The sequence below is a fragment of the Paenibacillus qinlingensis genome, assembly GCF_031455095.1.
GTDB classification, from domain to species: domain Bacteria; phylum Bacillota; class Bacilli; order Paenibacillales; family NBRC-103111; genus Paenibacillus_E; species Paenibacillus_E qinlingensis_A.
Genome location: NZ_JAVDSB010000001.1, coordinates 143,825 through 161,281, shown reverse-complemented (window position 1 = coordinate 161,281; position 17,457 = coordinate 143,825). Strand labels below are relative to the sequence as shown.

Below are 17,457 nucleotides of genomic sequence, written 5' to 3'. Positions count from 1 at the left end.
GTGAAAATGATATTTTAACGATATCAAAATGATGACTTCATTGCAAAATAAATCTCAAAAGTTATATTTCCAAAGTTGTTACTATCCTACCATTTACTTCACTTCCACCCAAGCCCCTTGCTTATCTGCCGATGCCATCTCAGCGACAGCAATTTCGATCGTTTCACGTGTACTTCCAGGTGTTGCCGTTGTGACCGACTCTCCAGCAAGAAGCGTCTCCGCGAAATATTTCAGCTCCAAGTAGTACCCCATCTCAGGGGAGAGCTCCGGTGTGAATCCAGGTCCATCATTCAAATTCACTTTCAAGCCGCTCGCATTGAAAATAAGATTAGCTTTCTCGAAGTTGACGCGGTACACCATTTCGAAACCGTACTCGCCTTCTAACGTCCAGTCGGCTTGCGCATTGATAACTTTACCATCCCCGTACAAATAATTCGTAGACACGACATCGTAGCCGCTGCCAGGAACCACATTACGTGCCAAACAGGAAACGGATTCCGGTTTGCCAAACAACCAGTTGACCATATCGATATCATGAACATGCATATCGAGCAAAGCTCCGCCGCTCTTCTCTTTATCGATTAGCCACGGTCCCCAAGTCGGTGTTGCGCCGCCACGGTAGAAATATCCGCTTGTCACTTTACCGTATGTCCCGTTCTCAACAGCTTCTTTCAAATACACATAAGCTGGCCAGAAGCGTAAACATTGTCCAATCATCAATTGCTTACCATTCGCTTCAGCAGCTGCGATCATCTCTGCACACTCTTGCGGATTGGATGCCATCGGCTTCTCGCACAGCACATGAAGACCTTTATTCAGACATTCAATTGTAATATCGCGGTGCAAATACGTCGGAAGAGCCAAATCTACGAAATCCAATTGTTCCTTCTCGATCATCTCAGACACACTCGTGTATTTCACATAGAGATTGAAATCGATCGCGGAATCACCTGTCGCAATATTTCCTGCAACTGCGTTGCCTTCAAGCTTCACGGGATCGATATCGCATAATGCTACAACTTTAATAGCAAGACCTTCTGCTTCGAGTCGTACGTAATTCTCCAAATGTGTTCTTCCCATGAACCCTAATCCAACTAGTCCGATTCTTAACATAATTACTTCCTCCCCAGAATAGCATCCATGGCACCGGATGTGTTGTAGACAATTTGCTCGCCGAAGTGCGTATAGCCTGGAATCATCTCAGCAATGACATAATCTTCATATCCAATCGTTTGAAGGGTTTTCATAACTTCTGGATAATTCACATCACCAGCAAGTAAATCTACGAAACCATGCAAACCGCCAGCTGCGCGGCGATAATCTTTGAAATGCACTTTTTTAATACGATGGCTCAAAATAGAAATCCAATGCTCCGGGTAACCGGAGAAGATGACATTCCCCACATCAAAATAAGCACCTACATAAGGAGAATTTACTTTATCAATGAAATCACGCATTTCCAGCGGAGATAGTAAAAACTTGTTCCATACATTTTCAATCCCAATCGAAATCTTCAAGGACTCAGCAACCTGCGAAAGCTCTTGAAACGCTTCTAGGGAGTAGTCATACGCTTGATCATAACGGACCACTTCAGAATCAGGGATGAAATCAACGCCTACCGCACCTGGGACAACGAGGATCGTGTCTACACCAAGTACCGCGGCATGTTCAAGTTGCTTCTTCACGATGTCTTTCGCTTTTTGACGCGTTTGAGGTGCACTGCTCGTCAACGAATACGACCAGAATAGGCCTGTAGCTAAGCTGCTTATCTCAATACCTGTTTCGTCGGCATGCTGGCGGTACGCACGAACTTCACTTTCCGTGCTTTCCAAGCTAAGTTCACCTGTTTCATTCAAAGCTAACTCAATGCCGTCAAACCCGGCTTTTTTCGCAGTCGTAATGCAATCTTTTACGCTCATGGAGCCTGGAAATGACCAAATATTAATCCCTTTTTTCATTATGAAATCCCTCCGCTTCTTTTCTTTATTATAAAAGAGGGCTGTCACATTGGATTTATCATTTAAGCCGAAATATTTGCACTTTAGCTAAAATGAATGTGGTAAAATAGGCTGTAATCGGGAAGAAAATCGCCTAGAGAGGACGGACAGCATGGATTTCCCACGGATCTATTTACAGGAATCACTTTCGATTGAAGCACTTATTTCTTTCCACTATTTTGAATATGCCAAAGGGTTTGTATTCGATGGTGAGCAGCATGACTTCTGGGAAATTCTCTACGTGGACAAAGGTGAAGTCGAGGTGCGTGCGGATGATGTCATCCATACCCTCGTGCAGGGCAACATGATTTTCCATAAGCCTGAGGAGTTTCATACTGTTCATGTCAGGCATGAACATAAGCCGCCTAATCTCATTGTTATCGCTTTTGCGTGCCCTTCAGAGGCCATGTATAAGCTGGCAAATAAAGTCGTATCCCTAGGCGATCGTGAGCGCAATATGCTTTCGATCATCACACAAGAAGGATTCCATGCCTTTCTTCCTCCATTCGACTCTCCATCTGTTCATCTGCTTGAGAGAAATATTGGCGCGCCCTTCGCAAGTGAACAGCTGATCAAAGCTTATCTCGAAGTACTGCTCATCACCCTCATTCGTAAGCATGACGCAGGGGCAAGCCTGAAAGAGGCCCAGAAATTAAAGCAATCCTCGCTGCACAAGGAAAAAGATGAGCAAAGGCTCGTTGGGCAAATACTCGATTATTTCAGGGATCATCTTGCCGATTCCTTTACGTTAGATGACGTGTGCCAAGCCTTCCATCTCGGAAAGAGCCGGATGAAGGAGCTATTCCAATCCCAGAAGGGGATGGGCGTCATGGAAGCGTTCAAATCGCTCAAGATCGAACAAGCCAAAACCTATATGCGTGAAGGTACTTACAATATCACCGAAATTGCAAGCTTGCTTGGCTATACGAGCATTCACTATTTTTCGCGAGACTTTAAAAAGACTCTCGGTATGTCGCCTACCGATTATGCGAAATCCGTCAAGGCTAGGGTTCATCAATAGAAAGAATAAAGGGCAGTCCCTCCGTAGATGAATTCTACTAGAGAGACTGCCCTTCGTTTTAGAACAATTATTTGATTGTTTTGAGCAAGCGCTTCGCTGTGCCGTTCGGCGTTTCAATGGTTTCGTACACATTAATTGTGAATGGATAGCTGAATTGCTCAGATGAGAAATTCGATACATCCATGGTTTGTACGCCACTCACTAATTTGTTAGGCCCTGCGAAAGTAGCATCCTTGGCACCAACGACTCGTCCTGCTGGATCGACAATTTCAAATCTTAGTTTGGAGAAATTGTTGTCAACAACGACATCCTCCTGCTGTGTAATGCTCAAATCCATTCTCAGTTTATACGTGTAAGTCAATTGTGCCGTCGTTTGCATACTCGTTGAGATATCGTTAATTTTCAAGTCAAACGGATACATGGAAATAGGAGCATCCGTTGTTTCCTTTTGAGGTTCTGTTGTCAAAGCGGCAATCGTTTGTGTATACGGTGCTGCAGTCTGACCATCTAATATTTTCAAAGTGAAACTTTCACTATCCTCAGACTGAGGAATTATATAAGAATAGCTGACAACATAACTTAAGCCAGGATTCATTAAGTTTGTCACGTTCGTTTGACGTGTACCTTGATACGTAACACCTTGCTTATTCGTTAATTCCGATAGGAACGGTGGCGTAACGACTGGCGTTGTGCTCGTGTTCGTTAATTTGAACTTCGCTACGGCTGTCTTATACCCCTCACCTGGATTCTCATGTAGATGAAGCTCCATCAAAGACGCTTGCATAAACTTGCTAATTGATTTCGCAGCAGCATTGAAAGGAATGGGTTGACCGATCGAATACGCTGCTGCCGCTGGACTTCCATCCACTGGCCAATTGATACCCACTTTAGCTGTTGCTAGCTCCGTAGGTTGTCCTCCCTCTTTCGGGACAAACGTTTCTGTCGAAAGCACAACCAAATTCGCAAGTGTCACACCATTCTCAACAGGGATCGCGTAATGGATTAACGTATTCTCACCTGGGCTCACAACAACTGGAGCTGTTTCCGTACGTTTGCCCTCGTAATTCTTCGTTTCGGACTGCGCATCGATTCTGAAAGCAGGAACGGTTTCACGACCCGCTCCAGAATTGTTCACAAGCACAGTAACCACCGCTACGCGACCTGTTTGCGTGTTCTGGATTGAGGCTTCAACAGGCGCATACGTAAGCCCTGAATTCACACCAGGAATAATGAAAGCTCCGCCCCATTGTACGTTAGTGATGCTTTCAAGCGCCGCGCTTCCTATGCCGCCATACCATACTTGGTTGGTTGGCATTGAAAGCAGCGTAGTCTCGACTTTCGGGTACGTATATAAATCAACATTCACGAAGGAAATCCCTTCAATTTTACCAATTTCCTTGGAATCAATTGCTGCAAAATAAACAAGTTCTGCAATTTCTTTTGGTTGCAAAGAAGCTTTATTGCTTGCGCTCGGTTTCAGCGTGTAGGAAATCCCACTCGCCGTTTGCACGCGAAACTCATGCTCCGGTACACGATTTAAGGTTGTACCACCGTTGTACAAGCGGACAGTCACCGCAACCTGTGAACCGGTCGCTGTCGGTGTTTCTGATACACTTTTGACAGCGGCACGAATATCATTCGTCAAACCATAATTCACAGAAGGTGCGGCTACCACTGCGGCAGGAGGCTCCGCTGCCCATGCGGCGGTACCTCCTTGAACGATCATTGCTCCGAGCATAATAGCGGTTATGCTGGTCTTCCATGGTCTCTTTTTCATCTATACGATCTCCTTCATTATGAATTTCAATGATGTTACTTTGCTGCTGGTGTTGTTGTTGGTTGAGTTGATGCGGCCGGAGCGTTCACCTTTTGACCGTCTTTCAACGTGTTCTGTCCACTGATAACCAGTTGGTCGCCTTCTTTCACGCCTTCCAGTACTTCTTGGAATTCACCATTGATACGTCCAAGCTTCACTTTCCGTTTCATAAATTGGTCACCCTGCTGAACGAATACGAAGGTATCGGATTCTTCACGAATGATGCTAAGTGTAGGCACGACAGCCACTTTCTCTTCCGTCTCCGTGGTCAATTGGACTTGATAACGAACGCCTGGTTGAATCGTACGATCAGGATTTGGTACTTCCAATTCCAGTGTATACGTTTTGGAGGCAGCGCTCATGATTGGCGCTAAGTAGCTAATCTTAGCAGTGCCTTTCTTATCAGGTGTATTCGGGTTGTAGTACAACAGCTCCTTCTTGTTTTTCACAAGCTGGTAGTTCGTTTCAGCTAGCTCTGTTTTTATTTTGATTGGATCGACCTGCTGAATTTGACCAACCTTTCCTGCCTGTGCGGATGCCGTTTGACCAACAACGATATTGAAATCCGTCAGAATACCATCGCCTGGCGCCTTCACTTCATAATTTTCTAAAGAACGCGTCGCATCCTCCAAGTTCAGAGTCGCGGATTCTGCTTGCGTCTGAATCGAAGAGATAGAATCGGTATGATCGAAAGCAGATAGCTTACTTTGTGCAGCATCTAAGCTCATTTGAGCATTGTCCAGCGCTTGTTTGACTTGATCTACCTGGCGTTGCACAGCACTACCTGCATCAAAATCATTTCTAATTTTGTTGTAATCCTGCTGCGCATTCTTCAGCGCAGTTTCGGTACGCGCAACATTATCGGCAAGATCCTTGCGAGTGTTCACTTTGTTATCTCTTGCTTGCTGCAACGAATCCTGTGCACTCTTCACTTGAAGCTCACTTTTGCGCTTATTCGATAACGCATCTTTATTATCAATAACGAACAGGACATCGCCTTTCGTCACATATTCACCGCGTTTCTTCAAAACCTCGGTAACTTCACCATTCGCTTTTGCCATCACATCGAGCGTCGTTCCGGCAACAACATCTGCCACCTGTTCAATCGGATTACTGATCTTTTGAAGCTTGATCGCTTCTGTTTTGACTGGTTTAGGCGTTAATTGTACGGTTGCCGCATCCTTACCTCCTGGTACAGAGCAGGCTGTCGCCAACACTGTTGCTGCGGTTAACAGCGTGATGACCCCCATCCAGCGATATTTGCTATGCCCTCTTCGTGAACCTTCGTTAATCATCGATGTGCCTCCTTATACCTCTAACGAACTCGTTGTCATTTTTTCTTTACCTTTTTTCCGATTAAACATCTTACTGATGCGGTTTTTCATACTTTCAATCAACTCGTAAATAATAGGTACAACGACTAGCGTCAGGAGTGTCGAAGTAATCAATCCACCGATAACAACAACCCCTAGTCCTTTACCGATCAATCCACCTTCAGCTGAAATCCCAAGCGCTAAAGGTACTAACGCCATAATAGTTGCACCAGCTGTCATGATAATAGGTCGAAGTCTGACTTTCCCTGCTTCAATCAAGGCATGACGTACGGTATAACCTTCTTCGCGCAGCTGTTGTGCACGGTCGATCAATACGATCGCATTCGTAACGACGATACCGATCAACATGAGGAACCCGATCATCGACGTTACCGTCAACGGCTCTCGTGCAATGACGAGACCTAAGAGTCCGCCAATAACAGCTAGAGGAAGTGAGAACAGAATCGCAAATGGTGCACTTGCATTCCCGAACGCTAACACCATAATTAAGTAAACTACGAAAATAGCTGCAGCCATCGCTACGAATAACTGAGTAAAGCTTTCGTTAACATCTTCAGATACACCTGTAACGTGCGGTGTAACACCCTCTGGCAGCTCAAGCTCCTTCAGAGCTGTACCTAACTTCGCACTTACTGCTGTTTTATTGTCTGAATTAATTTTGGCAGAAACTTTCACGAGCTGCGACTGATTCTCCCTAGCCAAGGAGGCAGCGCCTTTCGTTTCATTGATTTTCGCGACTTCTTTCAAAAGAATGGTTGAGCCATTCTGAGCTGTTAACGGAATATTGCCCAGTTTCTCTAGGGAATCTCTGTCCGTTTTTTCCAATGAAACTGTTGTTGTATAGACAATATTATCGAACTTCATATCGCCCAGATTCTGCTTTGAAATCCATGTCCGTGCCGCATCTCGAACGGATGCTGCGCTTAAGCCATAGGCTCTAGCTTTTTTCTGATCAACGGCAATTTCAATTTCTGTTTTGGCGTCACTCAAATTATCTTCAACTTCAGCAAGCTCAGGGAACGTGTTCAATTTCTCCTTCACCATGCTAGCCGCTTTTTCTAATTGAAGCTGATCATCCCCTTGGAGTGTATAAGCGAAGTCTGTACTTGATACCCCGAAATCACCTTCCATGGACTTAGGCTCAACTTCAGAACCAGCCGGTAACTCTGACAAAATATAAGCTTTCATTTGTTCCTGTACTTTTGCGGGATCCACATTTTCATTAACTTCAAGGAAAATCTGAGACGCGTAAGGGACACGGTCATCATCACTGCCTGCGTATCCTACTAGAGCTTCTACAAATTTAAATACGGGCTCGCCTTTGGAATCCTTCAGGTCTAACAACGTAGTTTCAATTTCTCTTGTTTTGCTATCTGTTGCATCAAATGATGTGGAATAAGGCATTTTTAATTGGAAGTACATGATATGTGATGCCGCTGAAGCAGGTAAAAATGCTACCGATAAGAACGGTATCGTTCCAGCCATCGTCCCAATAAGCATGACTAAGGCAACTAATAACGTTTTAATTTTATTTTTCAAGCTCCACGTAAGCACTTTTTCATAAAACATCGTTAACTTCGTTGGCGCAGATTCATCATGCTGAACCTTGCCCGGTTTACTGCGCAAAACAAGTAATTTCGAAAGCATCGGAATAACCGTTAAAGCTACAATTAAGGATGAAAGAAGTGCACAAGCGATTGTTAAAGCGAAAGGTCGGAAGAAACCACCTACAACCCCTGTTACCAAAGCAAGTGGAGCGAATACCCCTACAGTAGCCAAGGTAGATGACGTAATCGCCATCGATACTTGTTTGGTTGCTAGAGCAATAACGGACTCTTTGCGTTCCTGCGCTTTTTCCAAGGAAGCATAAATGTTCTCAATAACGACAATCGAGTCATCGACAACCCGTCCGACCGCGATAAATATACCGCCAAGCGTCATCGTATTGAGTGTAAGGTCTAATGTCGACATTAATAATAATGTGATCAAAATGGACAGCGGAATCGAGACAAGTACGATGAGTGTCATACGTACATTCCGTAAGAATACTAGAATCATTAAAGAAGCAAGGACTGCTCCTACAATTCCTTCACGGACAAGTCCAGAGATCGATTCTTTGATTTGATCAGCACTGTCGAAGGTACTTTTAAACGCAATGTTCGGTATCGTTGTTTTCCATTCCGTAATGTTCTTCTCAATTTCATCTGAGAATTCCACCGCGTTGGCACTGCCAGCTTTATATAAAATCATACCAATCGCTGGTTTGCCATCGAGACGTCCATTGAAATCTGATTCCGTAATGGATTTGACTTTGGAGACTTGATCCAAGGTAACAATAGCACCAGTTGGGGTTGTAATCTCTACCTTTTGGAGGTCAAACAAACTGGACAAATTGCCCGTAACACGGGTCATTTTGCTATTTCCATCGATTTCAACAGCACCGATCGGAGTTTTCGTCGCGGCGGTATTAATGGCATTGCTCACCATACCTGGTGATAAACCATATACGTCTAGTGCTGATGCATCCAGCTCAATGTCGAGCGAGGTGTCTCTGGCACCGATAATGTCCATATGGTCGATCCCTTTAATACCTTCAAGACCTGGTTTAATCGTATCTTTGAACGTTTTATCAAGCTCCGTTTGGCTGACACCCTCGTTCGCATAGGCGACTAAATAATTCGAAGGGAAGGATGCTGCACCGAAGGTAGATGCCTTTGGCGCACCAGCGGTTGCTGGTAAGGAAACGGTTGACAAAGCGTCCTGTACAGCTTGCTTCTTTTTGTCGATATCGACATTTTGTTTGAAGAATACAATAACCATCGAGAAATTATCACTTGAAGTCGATTGCATGGAATCTAAATCTTCTAGATTCGCCAGCTTCTTCTCAATGGGGACGGTAATTTCATCCATTACGTCCTTTGGAGCGCCTGTGTAGGTTGTTGTAACGGCCACAACAGGGAAGGAAACGTTCGGCATGTTCTCTTCCTTCAGCTGTGTTGCTGAATACAAGCCGCCTACAAAAAGCATGATCATGATGATGAATAACGCGGAAACGTTTTTCATCGAAAAATGTGTGAGTCGATTCATTCCTGTACTCCCCTCAACTAATGATTGTGAAATTAAAGATACAGGTTCAATATGAACTCAATATGAACAAAGTAAAAAAACTTGGTGAACATTACCAAGTTTTCACAGTTAACTCTTTTTAGTTGGTGAATGAGTCGTCGGTAAAACAATAAGAAATAATGTGCCTTTGCCTTCCTCGCTTTGAACCTCAATCGTTCCATCATGCATATCAATGATTTTACGAACAATGGCAAGCCCCAGACCGCTGCCACTATCACGCTGCCTTGCCTGATCCACCTTATAGAAACGGTCGAAAATCCGCCCCTGTTCCTCTTCCGGAATGCCCATTCCGTTATCCTGAATCCAGATCTGAACCCTGTCTCGCAGGGGAACCAGCTTGATATAAATATGTCCACCTGTCGGCGTGAATTTGATCGCATTGCCTATCACATTCATCCATACTTGGCTTAATTGATCCGCATCCGCAAATATTTTCACACGTGGTAAGGCTAGATCCATATCTAGTTCTTTTGCAGACCATTGCGGTTCATAGAAAACAACAATCCTCCGAAGCTGCTCATCCAGATCATAAATGGAGGGATGGAAGGGATGATGCTCCGACTCTAAGGAGGCGAGCTTCAGTAAATTTTCACTTAGTCGAGACAGTCGTTCACTCTCACGTTCGATGATCTCCAAGTATTTGATCCGATCATGATCAGCGATATCAGACTCCCGTAATGCTTTAGAAAAGCCGCGAATCGATGTTAACGGCGATTGAATCTCATGGGATACATTCGAAACGAAATCTTGCCGCATCTGCTCCAGCTGCTTGAGCTCTCCAGCCATATGATTGAAGCTTTCCGCGAGCATACCCAATTCGTCTTTGTTATTTACGTTAACATTGACATTAAAATTGCCTCGAGCCAGCTTCTCTGTGGCTATAGTCAGTTTTTTCAAGGGATTAACTAAATAACGCGAAGCAATGAGTATGAGAAGGCTCCCAACAGCCAAAACGATGGTAAGCACAGATACGATCAAGGTCTGGAGTTGTCTGCGTGCAGCATCTGTGATGTTCGTATGTATGAATAACGCGTAGCTCTGATCGCCAACGATCAGCGGCACGCCAACTTTGATCCCGTTAATCCCGCGTAAGGGTGCAGCGAAATCCAAGCTTTTATATATATGTCCTTTTAAAACGTCAGCAACCTCAGAAGATTGAATGCGCGGCTTCCCATTGACAGTAGGAATATCCCCGAATGAGTCTCCCTTGGCGTCAAATAACGTGAACAAATAATTTTCGTTTAATCGATTGCTTCCCGTTACAAAAGAATACAGGTTCTTCGGCTGCACTTCATTGCTTAACGTGACAATTTGTCGTCCAACGGCTAACATCTCGGATTGAAACTGCGTCGAAATCATATTCGTAAAAAAGTACATGGCCAACGGAAAAGCGACAAGAACACTTAGGACTACAATTGCTAAAAAGGTTACAACCACGCGCAAATATAACGATTTGATCATGCCTTCACCTCAAGCCTGTACCCTAAGCCGCGTATCGTTGTAATTTGAAAACCATCCGAGTAGGGCTCAAAGCGTTCTCGCAAACGTTTGATGTGGACATCAACCGTGCGATCGTCGCCTTCGTAATCCATCCCCCAAATTTGCTCAATCAGCTGCGTACGCGTGAAAATTTGCCCTGTATGACTTGCAAACTTATAGAGAAGCTCGAATTCCTTCAATGGCAGCGTAATCCGCTGATCCTGGTAGCGAACCTCATAAGTTGTACGATCAATGGTCATCCCGCCAATGAGAATGACTTGAGAAGAATGAATGCGATATCGCTTCAACAGTGCTTTGACTCTCATCACTAACTCAACGGGATCAAAAGGCTTTACTAAGTAATCGTCGGTGCCGAGCTGGAAGCCCTTCACCTTATGAACAGACTCACTCTTCGCCGTCACCATGAGTAAGGGCAGCTCCGGGTAATGAGACCTCAGTTCGCGGCACAGCTCCCAGCCGTCCATCAGAGGCATCATAACATCCAATACGACTAAGTCAGCAGGCAACGTAACCATGAGGCTTAGCGCCTCTTGGCCATTGCTAGCTTGCACAACCGTTAGGCCTTCCCCTGCCAAATAAACGCGAATGAGCTCTCGAATATCTGCGTCATCATCAACAACCATAATACGAGTCATGCTTGTTCCGCCTTTCTTACACCCTACAGTTAGGTCAGATAAACGATAGGATCCTTGGAGCCCGCTTCTTCAAAACCTTTCAACCGCAATCGGCAGCTGTCGCATTCGCCGCAAGCTTCTGCTTTTCCATTGTAGCAAGACGTTGTCAGTTCATAAGGTACGCCGATTTTCAAGCCTTCTTCTACGATCTTCGCTTTCGTCCAAGAAATCAAAGGCGTTTCTATTGTAATGCCCTTTCCTTCCACGCCAACCTTGGTAGCCAATGCGATTACCTCTTCTACCTTATGGATAAATTCAGGACGACAATCCGGGTACCCGCTGTAATCTAAAGCATTAACACCAATATAAATGGCCTGAGAGCCTGTCACTTCTGCATACGACGTGGCAATGGAGAGAAACAAGAGATTCCGTCCCGGTACGTAAGTCACTGGAATTTCTTCAGTCTCAGGAGCACTCGTCACATTGGGAACATCGATCGTATCGTCTGTCAATGCACTGCCGCCGAAATCACGCAGGAAATCCAGCTTAATAATTTTATGACGCGCTGCAACACCGTAATGCTCAGCAACTAGCTTGGCATTCTCAATTTCAATCTTATGACGCTGTCCATAGTCAAAAGAAATCGGAAACAAATCATAGCCTGCCTCTTTGGCTAATCCCATACATGTCGTACTATCTAAACCGCCGCTAAGAATAATAACGGCTCTTTTGTTATTTCCACTCATACTTCGCACCTCACTCATAGAATTAGAAAATGGCATTGTACACATGGCGTACAATGCCTTCAAGGCTAGACGCCTCGCATCGCTGGGTCCCAAATAATTTTGTGAAGCTGCATATTCAACTTCACCTTCGATAGTCCTTCAGCTAGCATCAAGTCAACCAGCTTACGCGGCGGCATCGTTTCCCACACGGGACTGAACATGGGCAGCGCCTTAGTCGGATACTTCTGTAGTACATCGACTGCCGTCTGGAAATCAAGATCGCTGCCGATCACGAACTTCAATTCATCCTGCTCGCGCAGCAGCTCGAAGTTGCTGTAGATCATCTGATCCATTTCACCTGAATCAGGCAGCTTGAAGTCCATCACATAGCGAACCTTTGGTGATGTGACTTGGTCTACGAATGGCGCTAAGTCAATCGCGCCGTTCGTTTCGATGTGCAGGTCATCGACCTGCTCGAGTTCAGCGAGCGCTTCGATCAGCGCAAGCGATTTGTTGCCATACAGAAGCGGCTCGCCGCCTGTAAGGCAAATATGCCGGGAGCGGAACGTCTGAACTTTGCTGATAATCTCAGCAATGGTCATAACGTTCTCCGCTTCCGCTGGAGGGTAGCTGTACGTGGTATCACACCATGTGCAGCGCAGGTTGCAACCAAAAAGACGGACGAAGATCGTCGGGAACCCCGCACGGGTTCCCTCCCCTTCAACCGTCTCGAAGATCTCGACCATGGGAATGCGGATATCACGCATTACAGATCCTCCTCCATCATCGAGCGAGTGATGGCTGCATAGCTAGTCGGCGTTTCCCAGAGGCGAATCTCGTCCAATGAAATAGCTGGATACAGCTTCTCATCCAGCAGCGCCTGGTGAATTTCTTCATAAATCCAAACCACCATATTCTCAGCCGTCGTATTCATCGGCGGCAGCACATCGTTCAAATATCGGTGATCCAAGCGATCAATCACACGTTCTTTCGCAATACGTTTAATATCTCCAAAATCAATTGCGATTCCTCGGCTATCTACTTTTCCCCGCATAATCACTTGCAGCTTATAAGTATGGCCATGTAGACTTTTACATTTTCCATCATAACAATGCAGATGATGCGCACTATCAAACGTAAACTCTTTGGAAATCAAAACGGATTTATGGTGATATTTCAATTGGTTCTCTTGGATGTCACGCCCCAACTCTTGCACATTTCTTGGGATTTCATAGCTCATTATTATCACCTCATCTATTCGAAAAAAACAGTACTCTACATTATATCATAAATAGACAGTTTGTCACCTTACTAGGATGGCATGGAAGAATTTCGCTCTTTCTTTTGCATCCAGTCTAGGTGTCCGCGGATTTCTTGCATCCGTTCATTCTCATCACGCAAGTCTGCTTCAATTAAAGCAGTTAACCGCTCAATTTGTCCAACTACAGAATCAGGAAGCTCGACTTCTTCAAGTGATTTTACAATATAGAGTAAGCATTGCAGAGTTTCGTCCATTAGACTCTTCTTTTTCCCTGTCAACACGACTTCGCTCAAAAAAACAAGGTGATTCAACTCTTTTTGCGTTAATTTCAAGAGGACAGCCCCTTTCTTTTTCCATTATCCAACATTTTACGACAACGGGAAAGACTCTCTTGACAATACGAACTATAACATTTAAGATTACAGTAAATTGTTATCGTGTTGTATACAGTTAGCAGTTTGATTTCCAAACACTAACGCATACGATTTTGGCGACTGAGCAATCATAGATAGATTTTATCCTTGGAGGGATCCTTAATGAGCACACAAGTACAAAATGAAGTTTTAAAAGTTATTGAAGATCGTCATTCCGTTAAACAATACCAAGCTGGGCACACAATGCCACAAGCTGATCTTGAGCAAATTCTAACTTCCGCATCCCTAGCACCATCTGCTTGGAATCTTCAACATTGGAAACTTCTTGTCATCGACGACCAAGCTCAAAAAGAGAAATTACTTCCAATCGCTTATGGTCAAAAACAAATCGTGGAAAGCTCCGTTGTTATCGCTGTTCTTGGTGATCTTGAAGCGAATAAAAACGCGCAAGCTGTTTTCGGTCCTGCTGTAGCTGGAGGCTTCCTTCCACAAGCTGTGATGGATACACTCGTTGCACAAATTGAAGGTGCCTACCAATACCCACAAGTTGCTCGTGATGAAGCTATTCGTAACGGTTCCTTGGCTGCTATGAACTTGATGCTTGCTGCTAAAGCGCTTGGCTATGACACTTGCCCAATGGGTGGTTATGATGCTGCTAAATTCGTTGAAGCCTTCAACGTTCCAGCGCGCTATGTACCGGTTATGTTGATCACTGTTGGTCTAGCTGCTACTCCAGCACGTTCTGCAGGCCGTTTCTCCCTTGATCAAATCACAGTTTCTAACACGTTCTAATCTTATAAAATGAATGAAAGGCATGACTCTCATGTTAGGATGAGAGATCATGCCTTTTTTGTGTACTAGTGATATTGTTCGGTCTCAAACAATATCTCATCGATCAATTTATTCCGATACAGCATGGATAAATTGAAGGTTTCGTATTCTTTCTCTTTATCAAGCTCGTCTAACAGCAAAGTCGCAATTAATTCCCGATCATCGGAATCTCCGGGTTCACGGAAATCAATAAATCCGGTAAGCTGCCGCGAGCTAATATCCACGGTTGCAGTTCCAATCGGTAAATCACCATACGATGTTTGATAGATTTCATACGATAACGTATCCAAATCGTCTCTGACCAGCACAATCGAGTAGTCATCACGCATTGGAATCCACATATCATCTTCTGATTGGATATCATCGACCAAATCCAGCATATCAATATGTGTTAATTCCACCGTATCCACCGTTTCTCCATGGTAAATCATATGGAACACGAACGAATCCGTTTGCTCTTCATTGAAGTCATCCACCATCAACTCCGTGACAATGTCCATCTCTTCATCAAATGGATCAAACTTCCATGAAATATCTCCGATTACCTCTGACCCATATATGTGTAGGACCGCTTCAGCAATCAGCTCTGCGTCCTTATCATACACATGATATTCCACACTGCTCCTGTTTTCGTTCACGATAACAAGTTCATAGCCCTGTTCTTTCTTGCGTTCCTCTAGCATATCCAGCTGCTCGGGAGACAATTCAGAGTCCTCTTCATCCAAGCTGAGATCTTCCCTTAGCCAGGAGTAATCCAGTTCATCATCATGCAAGAGATCTACACTGTTTATAAAATCCTCCTGAAACGGTGATGGCTGAACCGCATGGTCCGTCACAATCACGAAATCATAATCACTATAGCTGACGGTTACCTCACACTCGGCGATTCCAAGTGCATCAATCACATCCTGAATATAGGATTGTGCAAAATCATATACAGCCTGCTTATTCACAATCGTAATGGATTGCTGCTCCAGATGAATCGCGCCTTTGAGACGATCCGATTCCCTGTAGACTAGCGTTAACGTACCGACAAACTCCCCATTGTACATAATATCGCAGACTTCGCCGCCTGCTGTTTTCAGGTCGGGTCTTAGCATAATATCGGCCACGACTTACTCGCCTCCTCTACAGATCTTGTGTCATTCTTCTGTATCATGCCCATTATCGACCAAAATATGAGTAATCAGGATATTCGTCTATACACTTCTGCCCCCACTTACATATCTTATCTTATAACAATCATCACGAAAGGAGGGAATGTCCATGTCAGTAGTAGGAGGTAACTCAGCAGCTGCGATTTTAGTTCTTTTTATCCTGCTTGTGATCATCACTAGTGCATTCGTTATCTAATCTTCATGTAACAACAAAAAGACGATTACCAGCCCTTTGAGGCATGGTGATCGTCTTTCTATTTGTTGGGGCATTATTTCGGTTGATTAAGCTTTTGTCGCTCTGTTTCAATCGCTTGAAGCTTAGCACCGATCATTTCTTTAGCGCCTGGTTTATCCTGCAGCTTGTTGAAAATCTCTTCCGCCCTAGCCAGCTTACCAGATCGCATAGCCAGCTCCCCAAGAGCAGCAGGTGCCTTCCACTCGCCGATGAGATAGTCGGCGCTAACGCTGCCGCGGTAATTCGGGAGAGTTTGGAGTGACTGCTTAATACTCACTTCGGCCGATCTCAGCAGTTCATCTGCTTGCCGCATACGCACCTGCGCTAGTAAATAATGCGCGTCTGGGAAATCAGGTGACTGCGCAAGCGCCTTGTGGCAGTAGGCTTCTGCTTCGGAATAGTTTTTGCGCTGCATCACGATTTGGATGAGGAGTCGGTAAATCTCAGACATGCGGCCAAAGAGTTTTGTTTGTAGGCCGAGGCGCTCGGCCTCAAGTAGCGCTGTTAGTGCTTGCTCCTCTTGGCCGAGCCCCAATGACTCCCGCCCGTAATACAACCAATGACCAGGATTTTCAGGTTCTTCTTCAACCATAAGTTTGAGTAAACGAAGATTGCGTTCTAGCTTGCCTTTGCTTTGAAGGACTGCTGGATCATAGCCGATATGATCCAGGCGGATTTTGACTGCTCTTCGATACGTATCAGGCTGATAAATGCCTTGCTCCGTTCCGATTTGTTCATGAATGCGTCCGTAGTAGCGAAGTCCTCGTTGTGCCGGGAACATCCGTACCTGAGAGAAATCGTGTTGAATCGTACCGTTTATTCGATTTAGATGCCAGATATGTAGGGCTGGAATGATGTCTAAATGGTGAAAAACACTGGCAACCTCGCGAATAGCTTGGACGTCCTCCGTAATCAACACCTCGTCAGCGTCGATCCAGATCACCCAATCCGTATGTACATGTTGTAGCCCGATGTTGCGTGCTGCACCAAAGTTGTCTTCCCATTCTATGGGGACAACCTTTACCTTCGGATATTGCATGGCGATCCGTCGTGTATCATCCGTTGATGAATCCACAAGCAGGATTTCATCAACTGCCCCTTGCAGGGCAACGATACATTTGGCAATATCCGCGGCCTCATTGCGCGATAAAATAGCCGCGGTCACTGTCACCTTGGGAACATACAAAAGATCTTCTATATCTTGGCGCAGCTCGCCAACTGGTATTTTCTCCATCGCCTTGTAGATGTGATTAACCCACTTTGCCTGCGGGTCTAGCAGCCAAGCCCGGTCGAAGACCCGCTTCGCTGCGCCTGCTTGTTGCTGAAGGAGCAGTGTTTCGCCTAGCATGACCCAGAGTTGCGCTTCGAGAGGTTTCTTGCGAATAGCTTGTGAAAGCTCGGCTTCGGCTTCTTGGAGCTTTTGGGATTGGATTAAAATGATTAAGTGATTATAATTCAACATCTGG

General features: G+C 44.9%; 16 protein-coding genes. 3 read left to right on the top strand and 13 right to left on the bottom strand.

Annotation, left to right across the window (positions count from 1 at the left end):
- Window positions 1-93: 93 nt before the first annotated feature.
- Window positions 94-1,113 carry a Gfo/Idh/MocA family protein gene (locus tag J2736_RS00750; protein WP_310222564.1) on the bottom strand — a complete coding sequence of 340 codons (1,020 nt, stop codon included), beginning with the start codon at window positions 1,111-1,113 and terminating at the stop codon, window positions 94-96.
- 2 nt (window positions 1,114-1,115) lie between these two features.
- On the bottom strand, window positions 1,116-1,958 hold the full coding sequence (locus tag J2736_RS00745) for a sugar phosphate isomerase/epimerase family protein (protein ID WP_310222562.1): 843 nt from the start codon (window positions 1,956-1,958) through the stop codon (window positions 1,116-1,118).
- 151 nt (window positions 1,959-2,109) lie between these two features.
- Here J2736_RS00745 and J2736_RS00740 point away from each other — a divergent pair, with 151 nt between their 5' ends.
- A complete protein-coding gene (locus J2736_RS00740) occupies window positions 2,110-3,018 on the top strand; it encodes an AraC family transcriptional regulator (protein WP_310222560.1) in 909 nt (302 codons plus the stop codon).
- A 67-nt stretch (window positions 3,019-3,085) separates the two neighbouring features.
- On the opposite strand, the gene J2736_RS00735 is transcribed toward J2736_RS00740, so the two are convergent.
- The 9 genes from J2736_RS00735 to J2736_RS00695 form a co-directional block, all read right to left on the bottom strand.
- A complete protein-coding gene (locus tag J2736_RS00735) occupies window positions 3,086-4,795 on the bottom strand; it encodes a hypothetical protein (protein ID WP_310222558.1) in 1,710 nt (569 codons plus the stop codon).
- 35 nt (window positions 4,796-4,830) lie between these two features.
- The gene (locus J2736_RS00730; protein ID WP_310222555.1) at window positions 4,831-6,129 is read right to left on the bottom strand and encodes an efflux RND transporter periplasmic adaptor subunit; all 1,299 of its coding nucleotides are present in this window, start codon (window positions 6,127-6,129) and stop codon (window positions 4,831-4,833) included.
- A 12-nt stretch (window positions 6,130-6,141) separates the two neighbouring features.
- The gene (locus tag J2736_RS00725; protein WP_310222554.1) at window positions 6,142-9,255 is read right to left on the bottom strand and encodes an efflux RND transporter permease subunit; all 3,114 of its coding nucleotides are present in this window, start codon (window positions 9,253-9,255) and stop codon (window positions 6,142-6,144) included.
- Window positions 9,256-9,363: 108 nt separating this feature from the next.
- A complete protein-coding gene (locus J2736_RS00720; RefSeq protein WP_310222552.1) occupies window positions 9,364-10,755 on the bottom strand; it encodes a sensor histidine kinase in 1,392 nt (463 codons plus the stop codon).
- Window positions 10,752-11,429: a response regulator transcription factor gene (locus tag J2736_RS00715; protein ID WP_310222549.1), complete on the bottom strand. Its 678-nt coding sequence runs from the start codon at window positions 11,427-11,429 to the stop codon at window positions 10,752-10,754. The genes J2736_RS00720 and J2736_RS00715 overlap by 4 nt, the downstream gene beginning before the upstream one ends.
- Before the next feature lie 29 nt (window positions 11,430-11,458).
- Window positions 11,459-12,154: a 7-cyano-7-deazaguanine synthase QueC gene (gene queC / locus J2736_RS00710; RefSeq protein WP_310222547.1), complete on the bottom strand. Its 696-nt coding sequence runs from the start codon at window positions 12,152-12,154 to the stop codon at window positions 11,459-11,461.
- 65 nt (window positions 12,155-12,219) lie between these two features.
- Window positions 12,220-12,900 (bottom strand): 7-carboxy-7-deazaguanine synthase QueE, encoded by a 681-nt coding sequence (locus J2736_RS00705; protein ID WP_310222545.1) that lies wholly within the window; start codon window positions 12,898-12,900, stop codon window positions 12,220-12,222.
- Window positions 12,900-13,373, bottom strand: coding sequence for a 6-carboxytetrahydropterin synthase QueD (gene queD, locus J2736_RS00700; protein WP_310222543.1), 474 nt, complete (start codon window positions 13,371-13,373; stop codon window positions 12,900-12,902). Before queD ends, J2736_RS00705 begins: the two co-directional genes overlap by 1 nt.
- A 71-nt stretch (window positions 13,374-13,444) precedes the next feature.
- Window positions 13,445-13,726: a hypothetical protein gene (locus tag J2736_RS00695; RefSeq protein WP_310222541.1), complete on the bottom strand. Its 282-nt coding sequence runs from the start codon at window positions 13,724-13,726 to the stop codon at window positions 13,445-13,447.
- Between the two features lie 204 nt (window positions 13,727-13,930).
- Between J2736_RS00695 and J2736_RS00690 the strand changes: the two genes are divergently transcribed.
- A complete protein-coding gene (locus J2736_RS00690; RefSeq protein WP_310222539.1) occupies window positions 13,931-14,560 on the top strand; it encodes a nitroreductase family protein in 630 nt (209 codons plus the stop codon).
- A 65-nt stretch (window positions 14,561-14,625) separates the two neighbouring features.
- Here the strand turns inward: J2736_RS00690 and J2736_RS00685 are convergent, their stop codons facing one another.
- A complete protein-coding gene (locus J2736_RS00685) occupies window positions 14,626-15,711 on the bottom strand; it encodes a hypothetical protein (protein WP_310222537.1) in 1,086 nt (361 codons plus the stop codon).
- 148 nt (window positions 15,712-15,859) lie between these two features.
- Here J2736_RS00685 and J2736_RS00680 point away from each other — a divergent pair, with 148 nt between their 5' ends.
- Window positions 15,860-15,952 carry a YjcZ family sporulation protein gene (locus tag J2736_RS00680; protein WP_310222535.1) on the top strand — a complete coding sequence of 31 codons (93 nt, stop codon included), beginning with the start codon at window positions 15,860-15,862 and terminating at the stop codon, window positions 15,950-15,952.
- A 73-nt stretch (window positions 15,953-16,025) separates the two neighbouring features.
- On the opposite strand, the gene J2736_RS00675 is transcribed toward J2736_RS00680, so the two are convergent.
- Window positions 16,026-17,453, bottom strand: a complete 1,428-nt coding sequence (locus J2736_RS00675; RefSeq protein ID WP_310222533.1) for a glycosyltransferase — start codon at window positions 17,451-17,453, stop codon at window positions 16,026-16,028.
- Between the last annotated feature and the right edge of the window lie 4 nt (window positions 17,454-17,457).